The organism is Variovorax sp. V35 (assembly GCF_041154465.1).
Taxonomy (GTDB): domain Bacteria; phylum Pseudomonadota; class Gammaproteobacteria; order Burkholderiales; family Burkholderiaceae_C; genus Variovorax; species Variovorax boronicumulans.
In genome coordinates, this window is the sequence record NZ_AP028666.1 from 6,866,850 (window position 1) to 6,888,396 (window position 21,547).

23 protein-coding genes are annotated in these 21,547 nt (G+C 68.7%); 1 reads left to right on the forward strand and 22 read right to left on the reverse strand.

Annotated features, from left to right (window positions below; all coding sequences use genetic code 11):
- Positions 1-6: 6 nt before the first annotated feature.
- The 9 genes from ACAM42_RS31770 to ACAM42_RS31810 form a co-directional block, all read right to left on the reverse strand.
- A complete protein-coding gene (locus ACAM42_RS31770) occupies positions 7-2,751 on the reverse strand; it encodes a DUF4118 domain-containing protein (protein ID WP_369630526.1) in 2,745 nt (914 codons plus the stop codon).
- A gap of 13 nt (positions 2,752-2,764) precedes the next feature.
- A complete protein-coding gene (locus ACAM42_RS31775) occupies positions 2,765-2,896 on the reverse strand; it encodes a hypothetical protein (RefSeq protein WP_255221096.1) in 132 nt (43 codons plus the stop codon).
- On the reverse strand, positions 2,886-3,242 hold the full coding sequence (locus tag ACAM42_RS31780) for a hypothetical protein (RefSeq protein ID WP_062473825.1): 357 nt from the start codon (positions 3,240-3,242) through the stop codon (positions 2,886-2,888). The genes ACAM42_RS31775 and ACAM42_RS31780 overlap by 11 nt, the downstream gene beginning before the upstream one ends.
- Before the next feature lie 13 nt (positions 3,243-3,255).
- Positions 3,256-3,849 carry a potassium-transporting ATPase subunit KdpC gene (gene kdpC / locus ACAM42_RS31785; RefSeq protein ID WP_369630527.1) on the reverse strand — a complete coding sequence of 198 codons (594 nt, stop codon included), beginning with the start codon at positions 3,847-3,849 and terminating at the stop codon, positions 3,256-3,258.
- 13 nt (positions 3,850-3,862) lie between these two features.
- Positions 3,863-5,971 carry a potassium-transporting ATPase subunit KdpB gene (gene kdpB, locus ACAM42_RS31790; protein ID WP_369630528.1) on the reverse strand — a complete coding sequence of 703 codons (2,109 nt, stop codon included), beginning with the start codon at positions 5,969-5,971 and terminating at the stop codon, positions 3,863-3,865.
- Between the two features lie 13 nt (positions 5,972-5,984).
- Positions 5,985-7,784, reverse strand: a complete 1,800-nt coding sequence (gene kdpA, locus ACAM42_RS31795) for a potassium-transporting ATPase subunit KdpA (protein ID WP_369630529.1) — start codon at positions 7,782-7,784, stop codon at positions 5,985-5,987.
- A gap of 1 nt (position 7,785) precedes the next feature.
- Positions 7,786-7,884, reverse strand: coding sequence for a K(+)-transporting ATPase subunit F (kdpF, locus tag ACAM42_RS31800; protein WP_056576794.1), 99 nt, complete (start codon positions 7,882-7,884; stop codon positions 7,786-7,788).
- Complete coding sequence (locus ACAM42_RS31805) at positions 7,881-8,021, reverse strand: hypothetical protein (protein ID WP_169805043.1); 141 nt, start codon at positions 8,019-8,021, stop codon at positions 7,881-7,883. Before ACAM42_RS31805 ends, kdpF begins: the two co-directional genes overlap by 4 nt.
- Positions 8,022-8,235: 214 nt before the next feature.
- On the reverse strand, positions 8,236-8,886 hold the full coding sequence (locus ACAM42_RS31810) for a hypothetical protein (protein ID WP_369630530.1): 651 nt from the start codon (positions 8,884-8,886) through the stop codon (positions 8,236-8,238).
- A gap of 238 nt (positions 8,887-9,124) precedes the next feature.
- On the opposite strand from ACAM42_RS31810, the gene ACAM42_RS31815 reads away from it, so the two are divergent.
- On the forward strand, positions 9,125-10,336 hold the full coding sequence (locus tag ACAM42_RS31815; protein WP_369630531.1) for a hypothetical protein: 1,212 nt from the start codon (positions 9,125-9,127) through the stop codon (positions 10,334-10,336).
- A gap of 19 nt (positions 10,337-10,355) precedes the next feature.
- On the opposite strand, the gene ACAM42_RS31820 is transcribed toward ACAM42_RS31815, so the two are convergent.
- From ACAM42_RS31820 to ACAM42_RS31880, 13 genes are all read right to left on the reverse strand, one after another.
- A complete protein-coding gene (locus ACAM42_RS31820) occupies positions 10,356-10,694 on the reverse strand; it encodes a hypothetical protein (RefSeq protein ID WP_369630532.1) in 339 nt (112 codons plus the stop codon).
- A gap of 8 nt (positions 10,695-10,702) precedes the next feature.
- The gene (locus ACAM42_RS31825; protein WP_369630533.1) at positions 10,703-11,698 is read right to left on the reverse strand and encodes a DUF3829 domain-containing protein; all 996 of its coding nucleotides are present in this window, start codon (positions 11,696-11,698) and stop codon (positions 10,703-10,705) included.
- A 184-nt stretch (positions 11,699-11,882) separates the two neighbouring features.
- Entirely contained in the window at positions 11,883-12,998 is a 1,116-nt protein-coding gene (locus ACAM42_RS31830; protein WP_369630534.1) for a YeeE/YedE family protein, read from the reverse strand.
- Between the two features lie 42 nt (positions 12,999-13,040).
- A complete protein-coding gene (gene soxB, locus ACAM42_RS31835) occupies positions 13,041-14,765 on the reverse strand; it encodes a thiosulfohydrolase SoxB (protein WP_369630535.1) in 1,725 nt (574 codons plus the stop codon).
- A gap of 19 nt (positions 14,766-14,784) precedes the next feature.
- The gene (gene soxX, locus ACAM42_RS31840; protein WP_159279565.1) at positions 14,785-15,438 is read right to left on the reverse strand and encodes a sulfur oxidation c-type cytochrome SoxX; all 654 of its coding nucleotides are present in this window, start codon (positions 15,436-15,438) and stop codon (positions 14,785-14,787) included.
- A 13-nt stretch (positions 15,439-15,451) separates the two neighbouring features.
- Entirely contained in the window at positions 15,452-16,255 is an 804-nt protein-coding gene (gene soxA, locus ACAM42_RS31845) for a sulfur oxidation c-type cytochrome SoxA (RefSeq protein WP_062473848.1), read from the reverse strand.
- A gap of 75 nt (positions 16,256-16,330) precedes the next feature.
- Positions 16,331-16,642, reverse strand: a complete 312-nt coding sequence (gene soxZ / locus ACAM42_RS31850; RefSeq protein ID WP_172438442.1) for a thiosulfate oxidation carrier complex protein SoxZ — start codon at positions 16,640-16,642, stop codon at positions 16,331-16,333.
- Between the two features lie 46 nt (positions 16,643-16,688).
- A complete protein-coding gene (gene soxY / locus ACAM42_RS31855) occupies positions 16,689-17,147 on the reverse strand; it encodes a thiosulfate oxidation carrier protein SoxY (RefSeq protein ID WP_056576806.1) in 459 nt (152 codons plus the stop codon).
- Between the two features lie 19 nt (positions 17,148-17,166).
- Positions 17,167-18,213, reverse strand: a complete 1,047-nt coding sequence (locus ACAM42_RS31860) for a c-type cytochrome (RefSeq protein ID WP_062473849.1) — start codon at positions 18,211-18,213, stop codon at positions 17,167-17,169.
- Positions 18,197-19,561, reverse strand: a complete 1,365-nt coding sequence (gene soxC, locus ACAM42_RS31865; protein ID WP_062473851.1) for a sulfite dehydrogenase — start codon at positions 19,559-19,561, stop codon at positions 18,197-18,199. The genes ACAM42_RS31860 and soxC overlap by 17 nt, the downstream gene beginning before the upstream one ends.
- A gap of 24 nt (positions 19,562-19,585) precedes the next feature.
- Positions 19,586-19,903, reverse strand: coding sequence for a c-type cytochrome (locus ACAM42_RS31870; protein WP_354347767.1), 318 nt, complete (start codon positions 19,901-19,903; stop codon positions 19,586-19,588).
- Positions 19,904-20,047: 144 nt separating this feature from the next.
- The gene (locus tag ACAM42_RS31875) at positions 20,048-20,518 is read right to left on the reverse strand and encodes a hypothetical protein (protein ID WP_369630536.1); all 471 of its coding nucleotides are present in this window, start codon (positions 20,516-20,518) and stop codon (positions 20,048-20,050) included.
- A complete protein-coding gene (locus ACAM42_RS31880; RefSeq protein WP_369630537.1) occupies positions 20,515-21,474 on the reverse strand; it encodes an MBL fold metallo-hydrolase in 960 nt (319 codons plus the stop codon). The genes ACAM42_RS31875 and ACAM42_RS31880 overlap by 4 nt, the downstream gene beginning before the upstream one ends.
- Positions 21,475-21,547 lie beyond the last annotated feature (73 nt).

Here is a 21,547-nt window from a genome sequence, read left to right on the forward strand (position 1 = left end):
CGGATTTCAGAGCGGGGCTTCAGCGGGTTCGGGTGGCTCGCGGCGCGGCAAGGTGACGGTGAATTCTGCACCGCCGTCGCGCGCGTTCGCCGCGCTGATCTCGCCGCCGTGCGCGCTCACCACGGCGCGGCAGATGGCCAGGCCGAGGCCGACGCCGGGCGTGGCGGATTCGGCCTCGCCGCGCGTGAACTTGTCGAACAGGGTCTGCTCGCGGCCGTGCAGCGCGGCGGGCAGGCCGGGGCCGTGGTCGCGCACGGTGAGAACCAGCGCGGCGGGCTCGGCGCGCGCGCCGACCTCGATGGGTGCGGCGCCGTACTTGGCGGCGTTCTCCAGCAGGTTGACGAGCACGCGCTCGATCAGCACGGCGTCGAACTCGACCAGCGGCAGCTCCGGGTCCCACGCGGTCTGCACGGTCATGCCGCGCAGCGCGGGGCGGGCGGCGCGGATGGCGGCGCCCACCACCTCTTCGACCGACTGCCAGTCGCGCCGCAGGTTGACCGCGCCGCCGGCCACGCCGCTTTCGAGGCGCGCCATGTCAAGCAGGTTGCTGACAAGCGCATGCAGCGCATGCGCCTGCGTGACGATGGCGCGCGCGGCCTCGCCGTGCTCTTCGGGCGGCAGGGTCTGCAGCGATTCGGCCAGCGCAATGAGCGCGGTGAGCGGCGTGCGCACGTCGTGCGAGATGGCACCGAGCAGCGCGTTGCGCAGGCGCTCCGATTCCATCTCGACCACGGCGCGCTGCGCGACTTCGACGTAGTGCACACGCTCCAGCGCGATGGCGATCTGGCGCGCGAGGGTGTCCAGTTGCTGCGCCTGCTCGGGAATCAGCAGCCAGCGCGGCCGGGCCGGGCACAGCGCGAGCACGCCGCGCACGCGCATGGGCGCGCGCAGCGGCACGTAGTGCCAGGGCTGGGCGGCGAGCGTGGCGGTGGCGAGGCCGGCGGGCTGGCCGTGGCGGAAGGCCCAGTCGGCCACCTGCGCGTCGAAGCCGGGCGGCGGGTCGGCGGGGGGCACGAGCTGGTCGGCCGCGTCGGTGACCAGCACGCGCGCATGGCCGCCGAAATGGGCCTGCACGGCGGCGGCGCCGAGCGCGACGACCTGGGTGCTTTCGAGCGCGGCCGAGAGTTCGCGCGTGAGCTCGAACAGCGAACGCGCGCGGCGCTCGCGGCTGGTCGACACGCCGGCCGCGAAGCGCAGCCCGGCCGTGAGCTGGCCCACCAGCAGGCCCACGCCGAGCATCACGGCGAAGGTCAGCAGGTACTGCACGTCGCTGACCGCGAAGGACAGGCGCGGCGCGACGAAGAAGTAGTCGAAGGCCGCCACGTTGAGCATGGCCGCGAGCGCCGACGGCCCGCGCCCGAAGCGCATCGCCACGCCCACCACGCCGAGCAGGAACAGCATGACGATGTTGGACAGCTCCAGCACGCCCGTGAGCGGCGTGCACAGCAGCGTGAGCGCGATGCTGGTGGCCGCGGCCCAGGCGTAGCCGGGCCAGCGCGACTGCGCGCGCTCATCGTCGTCGTCGGCCTGCGTGGCAACCAGCGTCGCCTGCGACAGGCGGCGCGCGCTGTCGGCGCGGCCCACTTCGAGGATGTCGAGCGCCGGTGCCCGCTGCGCCAGCGCGCGCGCCAGCGGCACCGCAGACGCACCCCACCAGCGCCGCCAGCCGCGCACGGACTCCGCGCGCCCGATGACCAGCGTCGCGCAGTTCAGGCGCCGCGCCTGCTCGGACAGTTGCTCGGCCACGTCGGCGCCGGTGAGCACGGCCGTGGCCGCGCCCAGCTCTTCCGCCAGCTTGAGCACGGCGAGGATGCGATCGCGCTGAGCGGCATCGAGGCGCTGCAGCCGTGGCGTCTCGACGTACGCGGCATGCCAGCGCACGTTGAGCTGGCCCGCGAGCCGCGCGGCGGTGCGCACGGTCTGCGCCGCGCCCTCGTGCGGGCCGACGCAGGCCAGGATCGCGCCCGAGGTGTTCCAGGCCTGCAGCGCCGCGCCGCCCTGCCCGTTGCCGCCGGGGCCCGACTGTTCGACGCGCCAGCCGCGCACGTCGTCCTCGACATGCTCCGCGGTGCGGCGCAGGGCGATCTCGCGCAGCGCGATCAGGTTGCCCTTGCGGAAGAAATTCTGTGCGGCGCGCTCGGCCTGTTGCGGCAGGTAGACCTTGCCGGCCGCGAGCCGCGCCGTGAGTTCGTCGGGCGTGACGTCGACCAGCACCACCTCGTCGGCCTCGTCGAGCACGGTGTCGGGCACGGTCTCGTGCACGCGCACGCCGGTGATGGCGCCGACGGTGCCGTTGAGGCTTTCCAGGTGCTGCACGTTGAGTGCCGACCACACCTCGATGCCGGCGGCCAGCAGCTCCTGCACGTCCTGCCAGCGCTTGGCGTGGCGCGAACCCGGCGCGTTGGTGTGGGCGAGTTCGTCGACCAGCAGCACCGCGGGCCTGCGCGCCAGGGCGGCGTCGAGGTCGAACTCGGCGAGCGTGCGGCCGCGGTAAGGCACCTCGCGCAGCGGCAGCGTGTCGAGCCCCGCGAGCAGTGCGGCGGTCTCGCTGCGGCCGTGCGTTTCGACCACGCCGATGAGCACGTCGCGCCCGGCCTCGCGCTCGCGCCGGGCGGCGCTGAGCATGGCCCAGGTCTTGCCCACGCCGGCGCTGGCGCCGAAGTAGATGCGCAGCTTGCCGCGCAGCGCGCGCGCCTCGTCGCTGCGCAGTTGCGCGAGCAGGGCGTCGGGGTCGGGGCGGGTCTCGGGCATGGGGGAGTGCAGATTAGCGCATCGGCCCGTTCTTGCGCCGCCGTTCATGCCGGCGTGCGGTGCGCGACAGCACCCACCAGGCGAAGCCCAGCGGCACGAACAGCGCCGCCATGGCCAGCAGCGCGTGCAACAGGTCAGTGACCATGGCGCAGGCCGCAGCGCGCGAGGTGATCGCGCCAGCTCATGAGCCGGCCGATCTCACCCGAAGGCACGCATTCGATGAGGCGGTGCAGCACCTCGGCATAGCGCGCGGTCGGAAAGCGGATCATCAGCCGCACGCAGGGCGCGTCGCTTTCCTGCGAGCTGCAGGCATGCAGCAGCGGCTCGCAGCGCACCACGCCGGCCTCGGCGCAGGCGGCGATGCTGCGGCGCACGCGCAGCGCGTCGGCGCAGCAGACGGTGACGTCGAGCACATGGAACTGCGTCGTGCGCGGCGCGATCGGACTTCGCACGACGGCGACAGGATGTTCACGGTAGGCGGCATAGGCCATGGTTGTTTTCTCCTCAACGCACCGTCGAAGAAGCATCGAGCGCCAGGTTCAGCGCCAGCACGTTGACACGCGATTCGCCCAGCACGCCCCACAACGGCGACTGGGTGTTCTTCGCGATCAACGCGTTCACCTGATCGATCGGCACGCCGCGTTCGCGCGCCACGCGGGCGGCCTGGTAGTGGGCGGCGGCGGGGCTGATGTCGGGGTCGAGCCCGCTGGCCGAGGCCGTGACGAGGTCCACCGGCACCGGCGCGGTGTTGCCCGGGTCGGCCGCGCGCAGCGCTTCGACGCGCGCCTTCACTGCATCGGCCAGCGCGGGGTTCAGCGGGCCCTGGTTGGAGCCGCCCGAGGCGCTCGCGTTGTAGGGCTGCGGCGCGGTGGCCGACGGGCGGCCCCAGAAGTGCTTCGGGTCGCTGAAGTTCTGGCCGATGAGCGCGGAGCCGACGGGCTTGCCGTCGCGCATCACCAGGCTGCCCGCCGCCTGCGCGGGGAACAGCGCCTGCGCGGCGCCGGTGACGGCCGCCGGGTAGAGCAGGCCGGTGAATGCGCTCAGCAGTGCGAAGAGCACGAGCGCGGGGCGAACGATGCTGCTGTTGTTGTTTTTCATGGTGAAGAACTCCTCAGACCAGATGGACTGCAACCAGCAGCCAGTCGATCAACTTGATGCCGATGAAGGGAACGAGCAACCCGCCCAGGCCGTAGATGGCGAGGTTGCGACGCAGCAGCGCGGCGGCGCCCACCGGCCGGTAGCGCACGCCCTTGAGCGCGAGCGGAATCAGGAACACGATGACGAGCGCGTTGAAGATCACCGCCGACAAGATGGCCGACGACGGGCTGGCCAGGCGCATCACGTTGAGCGCACCGAGCTGCGGGTAGGTCGACACGAAGATCGCCGGAATGATCGCGAAGTACTTCGCCACGTCGTTCGCGATCGAGAAGGTGGTGAGCGAGCCGCGCGTCATGAGCAGCGCCTTGCCGGTCTCCACCACCTCGAGCAGCTTGGTCGGGTTGGAGTCGAGGTCGACCATGTTGCCGGCCTCCTTCGCGGCCTGCGTGCCGCTGCCCATGGCCACGGCCACGTCGGCCTGCGCGAGCGCGGGGGCGTCGTTGGTGCCGTCGCCGGTCATCGCGACCAGACGGCCTTCGGCCTGGTACTTGCGGATCAGCGCGAGCTTGTCTTCGGGCGTGGCCTCGGCCAGGAAGTCGTCCACGCCGGCCTCGGCCGCGATGGCGGCGGCCGTGAGCTTGTTGTCGCCCGTGATCATCACGGTCTTGATGCCCATGCGGCGCAGCTCGGCAAAGCGGTCGCGAATGCCGGTCTTGACGATGTCCTTGAGCTCGACCACGCCAAGCACGCGGTTGCCTTCGGCCACGGCCAGCGGCGTGCTGCCGCGGCGTGCCGTTTCTTCGGCGGCGCGCAGCATCTCGGCCGGCACGCTGCCGCCCAGCGATTCGACATGGCGGCGCACCGCGTCGACCGCGCCCTTGCGCAGCACGATGGCGTCGACGTCCAGGCTGTTCGGCGCGGCCGGCAGGTCGACGCCGCTCATGCGGGTCTGCGCGGTGAAGGGCACGAAGCGCGCGCCTTCGACCGACGCCGCTTCGAGGCCGTCGCGGCGTGCCAGCTCGACGATGCTGCGGCCCTCGGGCGTTTCGTCGGCCAGCGAGGCGAGCATGGCGGCGCGCGCGAGGCGGCCCTTGGGCACGCCGGGCGCGGGCAGGAAGGCGCTGGCCTGGCGGTTGCCGTGCGTGATGGTGCCGGTCTTGTCGAGCAGCAGCACGTCGACGTCGCCGGCCGCTTCCACCGCGCGGCCCGAGGTGGCGATCACGTTGGCCTGCATCATGCGGCTCATGCCGGCCACGCCCACGGCCGAGAGCAGGCCGCCGATGGTGGTCGGGATCAGGCACACGAGCAGCGCGACCAGCGCGGTGAGCGACACCACGGTGCCCGCGCCCGCCGCCGTCACGCTGAACACCGAGAACGGCAGCAGCGTGACGGTGACCATGAGGAACACGATCGTCAGCGCCACCAGCAGGATGGTCAGCGCGATCTCGTTCGGCGTCTTGTGGCGCTTGGCCGCCTCGACCATGCCGATCATGCGGTCCAGGAACGACTCGCCCGGGTTCACCGAGATGCGCACCACCAGCCAGTCGGACAGCACGCGGGTGCCGCCGGTGACGGCCGAGAAGTCGCCGCCCGATTCGCGCACCACGGGCGCCGATTCACCGGTGATGGCGCTCTCGTCGACCGAGGCCACGCCTTCGATGACTTCACCGTCGAGCGGGATCACGTCGCCGGCTTCGACCAGCACGACGTCGCCCTTGCGCAGGTTGGGCGCCTGCTCGGGCAGCCACGGCGCACCGTGGTGCGGCTGTTGCTGGTCCTTCAGCTTCTTGGCCCAGGTGTCCTTGCGCAGGCCGCGCAGCGAGGCCGCCTGCGCCTTGCTGCGGCCTTCGGCCAGCGCTTCGGCGAAGTTGGCGAACAGCACGGTGAACCACAGCCACACGGTCACGGCCAGCACGAAGGCGGGCTGCATGCCGGTGTCGCCCGGAAAGCTCAGCGCGTGCACCCAGAGCAGCGTCGTGAGGATGCTCCCGATGTAGACGATGAACATCACCGGGTTGCGCCACTGGGTGCGCGGATTCAGCTTGGCGAAGGCGCCCCAGAGCGCGGGCTTGACCAGCGCTGCGTCGAACAGCGAAAGAGAGGTTTTGGTTTTGGCAGTCATGGTGCGCTCCTTCTTATTTCCAGAGCACGAGGTGTTCGACGATCGGCCCGAGGGCCAGTGCCGGCACGTAGTTGAGCAGGCCGACCAGCAGCACGGTGCCGATCAGCAGGAAGACGAACAGCGGGCCGTGCGTGGGCAGCGTGCCGCTGGTGACGGGCAGGCGCTTCTTGGCGGCCAGCGCGCCGGCAATGGCGAGCACCGGCACGATCATCGCGAAGCGCCCGAGCCACATCGCCAGGCCGAGCAGGCCGTTGTAGAACGGTGTGTTCGCCGACAGGCCCGCGAAGGCGCTGCCGTTGTTGTTGGCGGCCGAGGTCAGCGCATACAGCACCTCGGAGAAGCCGTGCGCGCCGGGGTTGGCAATGCCGACCTTGCCCGCACCCGCGCTCACCGCCAGCGCCGTGCCCGCCAGCACCAGCACCGGCGTGACCAGGATGGCGATGGAGATCAGCTTCATCTCGCGCACCTCGATCTTCTTGCCGAGGTACTCGGGCGTGCGTCCGATCATCAGGCCCGCGATGAACACCGCGAGCATGGCGAACACCAGCATGCCGTACAGGCCGCTGCCGACGCCGCCAAAGACGACCTCGCCCAACTGCATCAGCACCAGCGGCACCATGCCGCCCAGGGGCGTGAGCGAGTCGTGCATGGCGTTCACCGCGCCGCAGGAGGCGGCGGTGGTCACGGCGGCGAAGAGGGCCGAAGCGTCGATGCCGAAGCGCACTTCCTTGCCTTCCATGTTGCCGCCGCTTTGCAGTGCACTGGCCATCTGGTCCACGCCCAGCGGGCCCAGCAGCGGGTTGCCGGCCTGCTCGGCCGGCGTGACGGCCAGCACGGCCACCACGAACAGCACCGTCATCGCCGCGAGCACGGCCCAGCCCTGGCGCAGGTCGCCGACCACGCGGCCAAAGGCGAAGCACAGCGCCGCGGGGATCAGGAAGATCGCCAGCATCTCCAACAGGTTGCTGAACGCGGTCGGGTTCTCGTAGGGGTGCGCCGAGTTGGCGTTGAAGAAGCCGCCGCCGTTGGTGCCGAGCATCTTGATCGCTTCCTGCGAAGCGACCGGGCCCATGGCGAGCGTCTGCGTCTGTGTGGTGGCGTCTTCCATCACGGGGGCGCCCTTGTCGTCCTTCAGCGGCTGGCCGTCGGGGCCGTTCTTCGGTTGCTGGAAGGCCGTGGCTTCCACCGTCTGCACGCTCTTGTAGGCGTCGAAGTTCTGGATCACGCCCTGCCCTGCCAGGCACAGCGCGAGCACGAACGAGATCGGCACCAGCACCCACAGCGTGACGCGCGTCACGTCGGCCCAGAAGTTGCCGACCAGGCCCTTGCCGTCACCGCGGCGCGCGAAGCCGCGCACCAGTGCGAAGGCGACCGCGATGCCGGTGGCGGCGGACAGGAAGTTCTGCACCGCCAGGCCGAGCATCTGCGTGAGATAGCTCATGGTCGACTCGCCGGCGTAGCCCTGCCAGTTGGTGTTGGCGACGAAGCTCACCGCCGTGTTGAAGGCCGAGTCGGGCGACACCGCGCCCATGCCGGCCGGGTTGAACGGCAGCCCGCCCTGCAGGCGTTGCAAGGCATAGAGAAAGATCGCGCCGATGGCGTTGAACGTGAGCAGCGCCAGCGCGTAGCGCAGCCAGTGCATCGACTGCTCGGGCTGCGTGCCCGCGAGGCGGTACAGCGGCGCTTCGACGCGCTGCATCCAGCGCGGCACGCGCTCGGCGCACAGCGCGGCCAGCAGCTTGCCCAGCGGCCAGGCCAGCACGAGCAGCGCGCCGAGAAAAAGGGCCAGCAAGACCCAGGCCGAGGTTTCCATGTCAGAACTCCTCGGCGCAGATCAGCGCGAACACCAGGTACGCGAACAGGACCACGGCGACCAGCGCGCCGAAGCCGTACAGGACTTCGAGGCCGATCACGATGCATCCCCCGGCGTGCGTGTCGTCTCAACGCCCGCGTGCGGCTTTTGGGGCCCTTCGAGCCGGTTCAGCCCGACGACCATGGCCGCCACCACGACCCACAGCGCCAGCAAGGCGCCCATCCAGACGATGTCCATTCATCACTCCTGCAAACAAGATGAAAGGAGTCTCGGCAGGCGTGCGTAAAACCGGGGGAAAGAGTGAGTGGGGGGGCGTAAAGAAAGCGTAAAAACGCGGGCAACGCAGAGGATGAGGCCCGCCTGGTGCGTCGCGTCGAATACCTCGGCGAGCTCCAGCAAGGGAGCCGGGGCCATTCAAACAGCCGAGGCTGTTGCCGATGGCGCGGCCCTGTCAGTCCACCTGCCGGGGATACCCGATCTCGGCGATGTCATTTCCGAGCGACGCCATGTCGAGGTCGGGATTGAATCGCCGGACGAGCGCGTCGCTGAGCGGTTGGTGTCGATAGATCGCCTCGACATCGCCCAGGTCGAGGTCGCGTTCGTAGTAGTCGGTCGCGAATTCGACGTACTGCTCGGGCCGGCCGGCGAGGATGCCAAGCAGCTCGGCGGAGCCATCCGGATCCTCCCCCGGCGGAAGCTCGACCGGTCCGCAAGTCCAGCGTTCTTCATGGCTCAGGCGCCAGAGACAGAAGGTGCTGTCGCTGGTCGTGAACGCCGGCTCTTCCAGCAGGTTGGCGCGGAACTCCGCCGGCAGTCGTTCGAAGATTCCGGGCCATGGCGTCCCCGGCCGGAATGCCGGAGCCTCGTGCGCAAGCCCGTGGAGCGCGGCGCCGGCCTGGCAGAAGATGGCAAACCAATGATCGCCCGAACCATTGCGCATCGATGCCATCGCCGCCTCATCCGACCACGCGGCGTTGAACGCGTAGTACCGGTACTCCCACTCCGGCGAGAGCATGGCGTCGAGCATTGCAAGAGACTGGGTCAGTCGCTTCAACGTCGGAATGTCTGGAAGCGCCTTCAGGTTTCTCGTCGAGAGGGTCATGCGGGGGCGAAGTTGGTTGGGGGATGAACGCGCATGCTATCTGCCGATCGGGTCGGGTGCATGTCTGCCAAGACAGAGCGATCGGTGATGCCTGTCAGGTTGTTTGCCGCCGCCAGGTGGAATCGACAACAATCTCTGAAAACGAGAGCGCAGGAAGCCAGCGCAAACCAAAGAGGGTGCGGACCCAAAGAGCGATCGATCGGGCCCGCAAAAAAGTGCAATCCACTGAGAGGAAGAGATGAAACTGAAGCGTGTCTTTCAGGCGGCTGCGGCCGGCCTTGCGTCCCTGGTGATCGCCGCTTGTGGCGGCGGAGGTGGTGGAGGAGGAGGCGGTGGTGGCGGTTTTCCGATCGGCATCGCGCCCGTCGCACCCCCTGTGAACTATGTCAATGGCCTGTCCATCCGCATCAACCAGCCGGCCAGCATCGACAAGACGGTCTACGAAGGGCAGATGGTCCCGAGCGTCCTGGTGTCGGGCACGCTGTCGGGCGATGTGAATCTGCTGAGCGGCAAGGTGCTGGTCCTCCTTGTCGTGATGCCCGATCCGCTGTTCGAAGAGAAGCCCGCCATCGCCATCAATGCCGCGGCACAGTCGGCTTCGCTGAACATGACCGGCAAGATGGCACCCGACGGCCCCAAGACCTACAAGGGCAACATGACGATCAAGGCCTGCCTGGACACGGCATGCCAGTCGGAAATCCGGGTCGAGAATCCGCAGATTCCGTATGCGATCACCGTCAAGACCGGACTGGTCCTGGGCAGCAAGAACGTCGACTTCGTCACCCCCTTCGGCGCCGCCGTGGCGCCTGTGACGGTTCCGGTCACGCTGCCCGAGGGCGCCGCCTCATGGGCCGTCGCGCCGGCGATCGGATCGACCGATACCTTCAAGGTCGAGAAGGCAGGCGACGGCTCGCCGAACCTCGTGGTCTCGCTGCCGGCGCTGCTGCCGAGCGCCACGTCGTACAAGGCCAGCTTCAGCGTGAGCGCCATCACCTCGGACGGGCAGAAACTGTCCAGGCTGCTCGAAGTGAGCGTGCTGACCAACCCCTCCAGCGCGCCCTACGTCCTGGCCAAACCGGAGGCGCACTTCGTGGTCAAGCAAGGGACGCCCACCTTGGCGCCCGCACAGGACAACGCGGTCTTCTTCCCGGGCAACACCAGCGACAAGATGCGCTACATGGGCATGGTGATGAACACACCGCCCGGCGTGGACACCAGCATGTACCCAGGGCCGAACCTGTGGCTCTATGACTACTTCTACAACGAAGCGGGCTTGCCCAGGTACGCGACGAAGAGCTACAGCTGGAGTACGCAGGTGCAGGCCTGCTACAACGACCGATGCCTGCCGCCCGGACGCTACAGCGCACAGGTTCAGTTCCGCTACACGCCGGACGGAGGCCCTGTCTATGACATCTACTACCCGGTGGTCATGGACGTGATGCCCCGATGATTCCGGGCGAGCGACAGGCTCAGTGCGCCATCCACCGCCCGTCGTCACGCCGGCTGAGGAAGTAACCGGCACTGGCGGCGCGCGGGTCGTCGATTGATTTCTCGTTGACGATGTCCATCTCGGCGCGCGCGATCAGCCAGGTGCCGCCCTGCTTGCCGTTGGACCATTGGAAGCGGTGGAAGCGCGCGTCGGAGCCGATGTAGAAGGTGTGCTGCAGCGGCGACGCGCCGTAGTTGCGGAACGCGGAGACGGGAATCTGCTGCGTCTCGCGGGCGCTGCCACAGCCTGCCGCCGCGAGAAGCGCCGCGACCGCCAGGGCCGCGACGCTGCCGCGCGAAAGAACCCGCGCGGTGCCCATGGCCCGGATCAGCGGCCGAAGCCGCGGTTGTACGAACCCACGGCGGAGTTGTAGTAGCTCACGATGTTCTTGTACGTCGACGGGAACTTGCTGTCCTTGAACGTGCGCCATTGGCCGATCATGTTCAGCAGGCTGCCGTGCAGCGACTCGTAGTTGTAGTTGGGCGCCTTGCCTGCTTCCCCCTTGGCCTTGGCTGCGGCCTTGGCTTCTTCCAGCGCCTTGGAGAGTTCTTCCAGCGAGGCCTGCAACTCGCTGGCCGCCGCATCGACCTTGGCAACGGCGTCCTTGTTCTTCAGGCCGTCGATCTGGTCGAGGCCGTTGACGAACTTCTTGGCCACCGCCATCGAGGCCAGCGTGTGATAGTTGAGCATGTCGCCCTCGGCCTTGAGCTTGGCCATGCGTTCGGTGCGCGACGCCTCCTGCACGCGGTCCAGCTCGCTGCCCAGCTTGTCGATGCTGGCCAGCAGGCCCTTGAAGGCGGCGTTCATGTCGGCGTCGGCCGCGCGGCCCTTGACCCACTTGTCTTCGAGAAAGCTCTTGGACCGGTAGTACGGGTCCATCGGCGTCCAGACGGCGACGAGCTTCTCGCCCGTGGTCACCACGCCGTCGACGGCCGCGTCGAGCGCCGCGTCGCCCGAGCCGTCGGCGCGGGCCTTCTTCAGGTCGTCCACGATGGACTGCACATCGGAAGGGCTGCCATAGAACGAGTTCCCGCTCGGCGACTTGCCGTTCACGTTCATCTGCACGTAGCTCTTGTACTTGGCACCCACGCTGCGGTTGTCGTCGATGAGCCGGTTGTAGCCCTGGCTGTAGCTGGTGCGGGCCGCGGCCTGCACGCGGGCCGGGTCCTTGGCGGGCTGGGTCTTGCCCGATGCGGACGGCGATGGCGAGGCCGCCGCCGGCGTCGGCTTGTTGTCTTCCTTGCAGGCCGCGAGCACGGCGCAGAAACAAAGGCTCAAGGCAAACAGGCGCGTGCGCGCCGATCGGTTGTTGTGCGCAGTCATGGCGCTCTCCCTCGGTTGTGGTTGTTCGGTGCCGCGCCCGTCGATGAAGGCCATCGTTCGCAGCGGCATCAGGTGCGGAAAATGATAGCCAGCACCACCGCGCCCGATCGTCGCGAACGCGCGAAAAACGCCCCGCGCAGCGAACTAAATTGTGAGGATTCGCTTCAAGGCATGCCCTGAAAAATCAGAGCGTGCGTTCGAGCTGCCAGGCTTGGTACTTCAGGCTTACCACCGCACCGATCACGATGCCCGCGATGGCCGGCAGGCTCGCGATGCTCAGCGTCGACAACGCACTCAGGCCCTGCCCGATGGTGCAGCCCATGGCCGTGACGCCGCCGATGCCCATGAGCACCGCACCCGTCGCGTGGTGCGCGAGGTCGCCGGTGCCGGCGAAGCCTTCCCAGCGGAATTCGCGCGACCACAGCGCATGCAGCGCGGCGCCCACCACCACGCCGGCGACCGACACGATGCCCAGCGTGAGCCGTTTGTTGACGTCGCTGTAGAACATGAGCCAGTCGAGCGCGTAGGCCACCGGCGTGACGAAGCTCAGCGCTTCGGCGCGGCCGGAGTTCGTGGCGAGGAACACGTGCTCGAGCGTGAGCGGATGCTCCTCGACCACCGCCCAGTGGCCGCTGAGCCACCACGCACCGACGACCAGCGCGCCGATCAGCATGCCGCCGACGAGGCTGCGCACATCGCGCGTCTCGCGGCCCCAGGCGGCCCACACGAGCAGCGCGCCGCCGAGCACCAGGCCGAGCGCGAGGCGCAGCGACGATGCGTTCAGTTGGAAAGACGCGGCCAGCACATCGGGCAGCGACGCGTTCATCGCCAGGTCGATGTGCACCGCATCGACGGTCGCGACGCGCAGCACCGCGGTGATGCCCTTCAGCGTGGCGAAGGCCGACACGCCCATGAGCACCAGCACCACCAGCGCCTTGAGGCTGCCGCCGCCCAGGCGCACCAGCGTCTTGTTGCCGCAGCCCGAGGACAGCACCATGCCCACGCCGAACAGCAGGCCGCCGACGAGCGCGGCGAGCCAGAGGATCTGGTGCGAGGCGTAGAGCGTGCGGTCGGCATCGACGAGCCCCGCGAACACAAGCGCCGAGAAGCCGATGAGCGCGACGCCACCGGCCGCGGCCCACTGCTTCACGCGGGTCCAGTCGCCCAGCGCCACCACGTCGCTGATCGCGCCCATGGTGCAAAAGCGCGTGGCGCGCGCGACGGCGCCGAACACCGCCGACAGCACGAAGGCCGCCACGAGCGCGAGCGTGGTGAGAAGGGAAAGCTGCGCGATGGACATGCCCCGATTCTAGGGAGCGACCCCGCGCGTGCGGGGGCCCATTCAGCCCAGGCCGGGGTTCGGCGCGATGTTCTTCAGCACGGGTTCGTCGAGCCGGCGCGTGGTCACCACCTTGCGCGACTTCAGCCACGGCTCGATGACCTCCCACACCGGCTTGTTGCCGGCGGTGCGCGCCTCTTCGCTCACGGGCGCCCAGCCCGCGACCTTGTAGCTGCGGCTGGCGTCGATGGGCTTGCCGCCCAGGCGCATGTCCTGGATGCGCTGGCCCATGGCGGCGGTCGGGTCGCAGGTGTACTGCAGCCCGCCCACGCGCACCATGTCGCCGCCCTGCTGGTAGTAGGGGTCGGGGTTGAAGAGGTTGTCGCACACGTCTTCGAGCACGGTCTTGAGCGTCTCGCCGGTCATCTGCGTCACCGTCGCGTACGAGTACGTGGTGGCCGTCATGTCCATCAGCCACTCGCGCGTGATCGCCTGGCCGGGCAGCAGGGAGGTGCCCCAGCGGAAACCGGGCGAGAAGGCGATGGGCGCGTCCTGCACTTCCATGAGCGCGTCGAGCAGCAGCTGGTCGCCGGTGCCGTTGAAGTTGCCGCGCCGGTACAGCGCGCCGTCGGTGTGCGCGAGGGTTTCGGCCAGCTTGGCTTCGTAGGGCGCGCGCACGCGGGTGATGAGCGCGTCCATCTCCTTGTCGGCCGGAATGAGGTCGGAGAACACGGGCAGCAGGCGGTAGCGGAAGTCGCTCACCTTCTTGCCCTTGACGTCGAAGTCGATCACGCCGAGGAATTTGCCGTTGGAGCCGCCGTTGACCACGATGGTCTTGCCGCCCGCGTTGCTCACCAGCGTGGGCATGGGCGTGCCGTCGTGCGTGTGGCCGCCCAGGATCGCGTCGATGCCAGTGACGCGGCTGGCCATCTTCAGGTCGACGTCCATGCCGTTGTGCGACAGCACCACCACCACCTGCGCGCCCTTGCCGCGCGCCTCGTTCACCACACGCTGCAGGTTGTCGTCCTGGATGCCGAAGGTCCAGTCGGCCACCATGTAGCGCGGATTGGCGATGGGCGTGTAGGGGAAGGCCTGGCCGACGATGGCGCAGGGCACGCCGTTGATCTCGCGCATCACATAGGGCTTGAACACCGGGTCGCCGAAGTCGGCGGTCTTGACGTTCTGCGCGACGAACTCGACCTTGCCGGCAAAGTCTTTCTCGATGATCTGCTGCACCCGCGCCATGCCGTAGGTGAACTCCCAGTGGCCGGTCATCACGTCGACGCCGAGCAGCTTGCAGGCGTCGACCATGTCCTGCGCATCGGTCCACAGCGACGTGGCCGAGCCCTGCCAGGTGTCGCCGCCGTCGAGCAGCAGCGCGCCGGGGCGGCTGGCCTTGAGCTGCTTGACCAGCGTGGCCAGGTGCGCGAAGCCGCCGACCTTGCCGTAGCGCTGCGCGGCCTTGTCGAAGTCGAGGTAGGTGAGCGCATGCGCCATGCGCGTGCCGGGCTTCACGCCGGCGGCTTTCAGCAAATGCTCGCCCACGAGGTGCGGCACCTTGCCGCGCATGTTCCCCACGCCGATGTTGACGCCCGGTTCGCGGAAGTACAGGGGCTTGAGCTGCGCGTGGCAGTCGGTCATGTGCAGCATCGACACGTTGCCGAAGGCCGGCACGATGTACATGCCGTCGAGGCCGGCGGCCATGCTGCTGCCGTGGCGGCCCAGGCCCAGCCCGGCGACAGCGCCGGCACCGAGCATCTGGACGAACTCGCGCTTGGAAAGGTTCATGAAGGAAGAAGCCGGGCGTTCAGCGGTTGACGGGAGACTGGGGGTCGAGCAGCAAGCCCATCACGTCGCGGATCTGCTTCTCGTTGAGGATGCCGGAATGGCCGACGCGCGGCATGTTCGAGCAGGCGTTGTAGGCGCGCGCGTTCCACAGCTTGCCCCAGGTGTATTCGACGATGGGCTTGGACGCAGCGCTGGCCGGGTCGCTCACGCCGCGCAGCTTTCCGTAGTGGTACAGGCTCGGGCCGAGCGTGCCGAAGGAGATTTCTTCCTTCGACATCTGGTGGCAGTTGTAGCAATTGCCGCCGTTGGCGGCATTGGCCGCGTCGGTCCAGGTGAGGCCGCGGCCGTTCTGCGCGATCTTCTCGCCCTCGCGCCAGTCGCCGACGAATTTGCCGTCGGAAGGCCAGCGCACGGTCTTCATGTTCGCGGCCTCGATCTCCTTGGTGCGCTGCTCGTCCAGCGGCTTGCCGCTGGCCTCGGCTTCGCTGCACGCGAGGTTGGCGGGGTCTTGCACGAGGCGGTCGACCTTGGCGATGCCCTGGTCGCGGAAGGAGCGCTGCAGCGCGTCGGCGGTGAGCTTGTCGAGCTCGGCGGCGCTGTCGACGGACGCGCAGCCGAACACGGTGAGCGCGCAGGCCACAGCAGCCAGGCCGAGGAAGTGATCTGATTTCATGGGCGTGGCTCCTTCAGCGCTTGATGGCGGGCGCAGTGGTCTTGCCGCCCTTGCCGTTGACGCCCATGTACACGGCCAGCGCCACGGTCACGTCGCTGGCGTAGCCCGGGTACGGAAAGCGCTGCTGGCGGAAGCAGTCGTTCAATCGACGCTGCATGCCCCACAGCTCGCCCGACGACACGCGGTACGCCGGCCAGGCGCCGAAGCCTTCACCGGCGCCGGGGTTCTTCGTGAGGTTGGGCAGGTCCTGCAAACGGATGCGCTTGCCGTCGGCGCCGTGGCAGGTGGCGCAGGCAAAGTCGTGCGGGCCGGCACGCAGGAAGAACAGGCGCTTGCCCACTTCGTACGCGCGGCGTTCGCTCGCATGCGACTGCGGCAGGTTCAGCGGCAGGCCTTTCGACTCGGCCGAGATCCACGCCACCAGCCCCTCGAGGTTCTTCTGCTCGCCCTGGCCGAACGGCGTCTTGGCGATGGCGGCAGCGTCGAAGCCCTGCAGGGTTTCCATGCAGGTGAGCAGGCGCGACTCCATGTCCTGCACGCGACCGGTGTCGGGAAAGTAGCGCGGCAGTTCGGCGAACGCGCCCTTCACCACGCCCGGGCCCTTGCCGAGGTCGCACTTCTCCATCGACGCGGCCTTGGGGCCGCGCTTCTGTTTCCAGAGGTCTTCGCCCTTGGCCTCGAACAGTTCGGCGGGGTTGCCGTCCTGCAGCAGCGCGCGGTACTCGGCGATGCCTTCGGCGGTGGTCTTCTGCGCCGCGGCGGGCAGTGCGATGCTGCCGGCCAGCACCAGCAGGCTCAGGCATGTGGTTGTCCTCATGGGGCCGCCTTTTTTTCTCGTGGGGAACACAACACGCGAACGATCAATCGATCGCTCGCGTGGTCGAAGAAAGCGTCAGCTGACGGTGGCTTCGTCGGTGCGGGTGTCGCCGCGGTTGTCCTTCCAGGTCACGGCGATCTTGTCGCCGGCCTTCGCGCCCTTCAGCGTGAACTGCATGAAGGGGTTCTTCGACACCGCCGGGCCCCAGTCGGCCGTGAGCACGGTCTTGCCGTTGAGCGAGGCCGTGACCTCCTGGATGAACCAGGCGGGGATGGTCTTGCCGGCGGCGTCCTTGCGCTGGCCGGTTTCCATTTCGTGCGCCATGAGGATGCGCACGGTCGTCTTGTCGCCCGCGGCCTGGGCGCGGATGCGCATGGGATCTGCCATGGTGGTCTCCTTCTTCTCGTCGTGTTCTGTGTGTGAAGCCCGTCGCTCAGCCGCCGCAGCCGCCGAGCGTGACCTTGACTTCCTTCTTGGCGAAGAGCGCCTTGCCGTCGTTCATGACCGCGATCGCGTACACGTCGGACGACTGGCCCAGCTTGGCGCGCGTGGTGAAGTTCGACTCGACGAACTCCGAGGTGTTGAAGATCGCGACCACGGCGTTGGGGTTCTTCTCGACCAGCAGCATGAGCTGCTTCACGCCGGGCAAGGCGGTGGCCACGCTGAGCGGCACCACGGCGCCGTTCTCGGCGATGTCGGGGCCGGTGATGGTGACGTCCTTGCTCTCGGTGGGCGCGCCGGTGACGCCGACGGCCTTGAGCGCATCGGCCACGCTCTTGGCATCGAAGGCGTCTTTCGAATACGCGAGGGCGGTGGCGGGAAGCCAGCCGGCGGTGGCCGCCAGGCCTGCGAGGGCGGCGGACTGCGTGAGCATCTGTCTGCGGTTTTTCATGGGGTTGTCTCCTGTCGAATCATGGTCCGGCGCTGTCGGCGAGCCAGCGTGCGATGGCCTTGGCATCATCGTCGCCGAGGGTCTGCGGCGGCATCGGGATCGCCCCCCAGACGCCGGTGCTGCCCGCCTTGATCTTCTGCAGCAGGTGGTCGGTCTGGCCGGGGTACTTCTTCGCGATGTCCGAGAAGGCGGGGCCGACGAGCTTCTGCGTCATGCCGTGGCAGGCGGTGCAGCTGTTCTTCTCGAGCAGCGCCACGGGCACTTTCGGTGCGGCAGCCGGTGCGCTGGTCTTCACTGCAGCAGCGGGTGCGGCGGTGGCGATGCCGCGCTGCGCACCCACCAGCCGGTTCTGGTCGGCGAGGTTGCCGTGGCTGCCGCGCGCATGCGGCGGCAGTTGCGCGACGGACGACGCCGCCGGCACGCAGTCGCGCATGCAGGCCACGGCCGACACGTCGGGCTTCGTCGCGCGGCCGAACTCGCTGCCGGGCCACATCGCGTGCGCGGTGGTGCCGCCGTTGCGGTTGGGCATGCGGGCCTGCACCTCGCGGATGTTCTTGTCGGACAGCGTGAAGTCGTCGGGCACGATGCCGCCGAGGTTCAGCATGTAGGCGGTGACGGCGTACACGTCGTCGGGTGTCAACGACTTGGGCTGGTTCCACGGCATGGCGCGGTACACGTAGTCCCACACGGTCGACAGGCTCGTGACCTTCATCAGCGTGGTGCGGCCCGGGAACGCCGGGTCTTTCAGGCGCGCGACGTGGCCGCTCTTGATGTCTTCTGCCGTGGTGCCGCCGACGATGGGGCTGAACACCTGGTTCGATTCGCCGAACACGCCGTGGCACGAGGCGCACTTGCCTTCCCACAGGTCCTGCCCGCGCGTGACGGAGCCCGAGCCGGGCGGCAGGCCCTTGAAGTCGGGGCGCACGTCGATGTCCCACGCGGCCACTTCCTTGGGCGTGGCGTCGCGGCCGATGCCGGCGTAGCCTGCCGTCTTCGGTTGCGCCCATGCCGCAGCGCCGCATGCGAGAACCAGCAACAGCAGTGCGCGCTTAGGAAAGCTGGACATTCGCCACCTCCCCGTTCGCCTGCACCTGCCACGACTGGATGGCGTTGTTGTGATAGATCGAGCGCGTGCCGCGCACCGCGCGCAGCTGCTTGTAGCTGGGCTGCACGTAGCCGGTGTCGTCGATCGCGCGGCTCTGGATGATGGCGGGCGTGCCGTCCCACACCCAGTCGATGTTGAAGCGCGTGAGGCACTTCGAGAGCACGGGCGATTCGAGCCGCGCGGTGCGCCAGTTGCGCCCGCCGTCCACGCTCACGTCCACGCGCTTCACCTTGCCGCGGCCCGACCATGCGAGGCCGGTGATGTTGTAGAAGCCCTTGTCGAGCAGCATCTGCCCGCCCGAGGGCGTGGTCACGACGCTCTTGCATTCCTGGATGCTGGTGTACTGGCGGTGCTGGCCGTCGGGCATCAGGTCGACGTAGTGCACGGTCTCGTCCTTGGCGCCGTAGGGCTGGTCGCCGAGTTCGATGCGGCGCAGGTACTTGACCCAGCTCACGCCCTGCACGCCGGGCACCACGAGCCGCAGCGGGTAGCCCTGCTCGGGCCGCAGCATCTCGCCGTTCTGGCCGTAGGCCACGAGCACCTCGCCGGAGCGGATGAGGCTCATGGGAATGGTGCGCGTCATCGACGAGCCGTCGGCGCCTTCGGCGAGCACGAAGCGCTCGCCCTTGAGGTCGGCGCCCGCCATCTCGAGCAGCGTGATCAGCGGCACGCCGGTGAACTCGCTGCACGACAGCATGCCGTGCGTGTACTGGGCCGTGGGCACGGCGACGTTGCCCCACTCCATGCCAGTGTTGGCGCCGCATTCGATGAAGTGAAAGCGCGACACCGAGGGCAGGCGCATCAGCTCGTCGAGCGTGAAGACCTTCGGCGTCTTCACCATGCCGTTGACCATCAGGCGGTGCTTGGACGGATCGATGTCCCACCAGCCCTGGTGGTGCCGTTCGAAGTGCAGGCCGCTGGGCGTGACGATGCCGAACAGCGACTGCAGCGGCGCGAACGACACCGAGGCCTGCGCGGTCGGCGTGAGCCCCGGGCTCTGGCGGCGCTGCACGTTGGCTTCGTATTTGGAAGGCTTGCCGTAGCCGTCGGTGACGACCGGCTGGCCGAGGCCCGTGCTGTGCGCGGGCAGGTTCAATATCGCGGGGTCACCGTCGCCCACGGCGGTGCGCGTTTGCGCAAGCGCGGACGACGTGGCCGCCGTGCCTGCGACGGCCGCGGCGAAGGCATTGCGGATGAAGTCGCGTCGCCCCTTGCCGGCTTCGGCGAAGACGGCGCGCACGCCTTGCGCGTCGAGAAAGTTCTCGGGTGCCTTGCGCACCTGCCCGGTCTGCTGGATGCTGCCGCTCATCGCGTCGCGTCGCGTCCGTGCGCCTTACTTGGCGCCGCCCAACACCCAGGCGGCCAGCGCCTTGGCATCGGCCTCGCTCATCGCGGGCTGCGCGGGCATGGGCACGGCGCCCCACTTGCCGGTGCTGCCCTTCTGGATGCTCGCGGTGAGCACGGCGAGCGCGTCGGCCTGGCCGGTGTACTTCTTCGCGACGTCGAGGTAGGCGGGGCCGACCAGCTTCTTGTCGACCGCGTGGCAGGCGAGGCAGGCGTTCTTCTGGGCCAGCTCCTTGTTGGCAAGGGCCGGTGTCGACAGCAGGATGGCGGTGACAGCGACGGCGAGCGACGGCAGCAGCAACTTCAATTCGGTCTCCTCGAAACGCGCCCCGAAGCGGCCGGTTTCATCGTTAAATAAGTAAATCGTTATGTATTGATTTTAGAGACGATCGTGAACAAGGGAAGGGCTTTGCTCTTGGGGGAAACCCGTTCGGTTTCGCCATGCATAACGTCAGCTGCGCACGGCGGTGCGCGCTTGCTGCAGGCGTGCTTCGAGGTAGGCGCCGTAGAAGTCCGAGTCGCCGCCGGTCAGGCGCTCGGCGACCTCGCGGCCGTTGCGGCCGAAGAAGAGCACGGTCGGTGCGACGCTGACGTGCCACGCCTTGATGAGCGCGTCATGCGTGCGCGTGGCGCCGTCGAAGTCGCGCACGGTGCGTTGATCACGAAAGTCGATCTGCACCACGGGCAAGCCCGCGGCGAGTTCGGGCATGAGGTAGTGCTCGCGCGCGATCTTGCAGAAGGGGCAGCCCTGCAGGCTGGCCATGACGACCAGCGGTTGCGCGCGGGCCAGCGCCGCGGCGAGCGCGCCGGCCAGCGAGGCAGGCGCGGGCAACTGCACATCGGCCGCATGCACGGCCACTGGCGCGACGCACCACGCGGCGAGGCCCGCAACGAGCTGCCGGCGCGTGCGGTCGCCGCTCATCGCGCCTCCTGCTCCAGCAGCAGGTAGGTGTTGTAGGCGTTCATGCGGTTGGCCACCTTGAACAGCGGCCAGGCCTCGAAGCGCGACCAGTCGGTGGCGGCGTAGGCCTCGTCGAAGGGCGTCATCTCGGTGGCGGCTTTCTGCATCGCGCCGCGCAGGAAGACGAGGTAGTCGCGCGTCTGTCGCAGGTCTTGCGCCGGGTCGTCCGACGCGGGGCCGTGGCCCGGCACGATGGTGCGCGCATCGAGCGCGAGCAGCGCGTCGAGCGACGCGATCCAGTGCCGGCTGTCGGCCGAGCCCACGTAGGGCGTGCGGTTGCGGAACACGATGTCGCCGGTGAACAGCACCTTCTGCTGCGGCAGGAAGATGGCGAGGTCTTCGGGCGTGTGCGCGGGGCCGGCGGGCTGGATCACGAAGCGCGTGCCGCCGATGGTGAGCTCGGTGCGCCCGTCGATCCACACGTCGGCCGGCACCAGCCGCGTGCGCTCGTCGATCCACGGTGCGAGCTCCTGCCGCGAGGCCTCGAGCCGCAGCCGCGCGGTGTCGGACGTGAGGTAGCTCTTGCCTCGCGCGTGCGCCACGATCTGCGCACCCAGCGCCTTGAACACCTGCAGGCCGTAGATGTGGTCGGCGTGGTAGTGCGTGAGGATGACGTGGCTGATCGGCTTGGGCGTGAGCTTGCGGATCTCTTCCACCATGCGCTCGGCGACGGCGGGCGAGCCGAGCGCGTCGATCATCACGACGCTGTCGCGCGTGACGACGAAGCCGGCGTTGGAGATGAAGTTCTGGTTCTCCTTCGAGCCCAGCGCGGGGATGCCCTGCACGTAGTAGATGTCGGGCGCCACCGGCAGCGGGCGGATCTCGGGGGCCGCGAACGCGGCACTGGCGCTCAGCCAGAGCGCCGCGCACATCAGCAGCGCCTTCGCGCGAACGGCGGTGGGCCGGCACGGGAACATCGTGGGTCGTCTCCTGCGGGCTGGGCGGCGAGGGCCGCGGGCTTGCCCGGCTGTAAATATAAGCAGAAGATGA

Excerpts from the sequence above, each read along its gene's own strand:
- ACAM42_RS31770 (WP_369630526.1), bottom strand. The coding sequence starts at position 2,751 with ATGCCCGAGACCCGCCCCGACCCCGACGCCCTGCTCGCGCAACTGCGC.
- ACAM42_RS31775 (WP_255221096.1), bottom strand. The coding sequence starts at position 2,896 with ATGGTCACTGACCTGTTGCACGCGCTGCTGGCCATGGCGGCGCTGTTC.
- ACAM42_RS31780 (WP_062473825.1), bottom strand. The coding sequence starts at position 3,242 with ATGGCCTATGCCGCCTACCGTGAACATCCTGTCGCCGTCGTGCGAAGT.
- kdpC (WP_369630527.1), bottom strand. The coding sequence starts at position 3,849 with ATGAAAAACAACAACAGCAGCATCGTTCGCCCCGCGCTCGTGCTCTTC.
- kdpB (WP_369630528.1), bottom strand. The coding sequence starts at position 5,971 with ATGACTGCCAAAACCAAAACCTCTCTTTCGCTGTTCGACGCAGCGCTG.
- kdpA (WP_369630529.1), bottom strand. The coding sequence starts at position 7,784 with ATGGAAACCTCGGCCTGGGTCTTGCTGGCCCTTTTTCTCGGCGCGCTG.
- ACAM42_RS31805 (WP_169805043.1), bottom strand. The coding sequence starts at position 8,021 with ATGGACATCGTCTGGATGGGCGCCTTGCTGGCGCTGTGGGTCGTGGTG.
- ACAM42_RS31810 (WP_369630530.1), bottom strand. The coding sequence starts at position 8,886 with ATGACCCTCTCGACGAGAAACCTGAAGGCGCTTCCAGACATTCCGACG.
- ACAM42_RS31815 (WP_369630531.1), top strand. The coding sequence starts at position 9,125 with ATGAAACTGAAGCGTGTCTTTCAGGCGGCTGCGGCCGGCCTTGCGTCC.
- ACAM42_RS31820 (WP_369630532.1), bottom strand. The coding sequence starts at position 10,694 with ATGGGCACCGCGCGGGTTCTTTCGCGCGGCAGCGTCGCGGCCCTGGCG.
- ACAM42_RS31825 (WP_369630533.1), bottom strand. The coding sequence starts at position 11,698 with ATGACTGCGCACAACAACCGATCGGCGCGCACGCGCCTGTTTGCCTTG.
- ACAM42_RS31830 (WP_369630534.1), bottom strand. The coding sequence starts at position 12,998 with ATGTCCATCGCGCAGCTTTCCCTTCTCACCACGCTCGCGCTCGTGGCG.
- soxB (WP_369630535.1), bottom strand. The coding sequence starts at position 14,765 with ATGAACCTTTCCAAGCGCGAGTTCGTCCAGATGCTCGGTGCCGGCGCT.
- soxX (WP_159279565.1), bottom strand. The coding sequence starts at position 15,438 with ATGAAATCAGATCACTTCCTCGGCCTGGCTGCTGTGGCCTGCGCGCTC.
- soxA (WP_062473848.1), bottom strand. The coding sequence starts at position 16,255 with ATGAGGACAACCACATGCCTGAGCCTGCTGGTGCTGGCCGGCAGCATC.
- soxZ (WP_172438442.1), bottom strand. The coding sequence starts at position 16,642 with ATGGCAGATCCCATGCGCATCCGCGCCCAGGCCGCGGGCGACAAGACG.
- soxY (WP_056576806.1), bottom strand. The coding sequence starts at position 17,147 with ATGAAAAACCGCAGACAGATGCTCACGCAGTCCGCCGCCCTCGCAGGC.
- ACAM42_RS31860 (WP_062473849.1), bottom strand. The coding sequence starts at position 18,213 with ATGTCCAGCTTTCCTAAGCGCGCACTGCTGTTGCTGGTTCTCGCATGC.
- soxC (WP_062473851.1), bottom strand. The coding sequence starts at position 19,561 with ATGAGCGGCAGCATCCAGCAGACCGGGCAGGTGCGCAAGGCACCCGAG.
- ACAM42_RS31875 (WP_369630536.1), bottom strand. The coding sequence starts at position 20,518 with ATGAGCGGCGACCGCACGCGCCGGCAGCTCGTTGCGGGCCTCGCCGCG.
- ACAM42_RS31880 (WP_369630537.1), bottom strand. The coding sequence starts at position 21,474 with ATGTTCCCGTGCCGGCCCACCGCCGTTCGCGCGAAGGCGCTGCTGATG.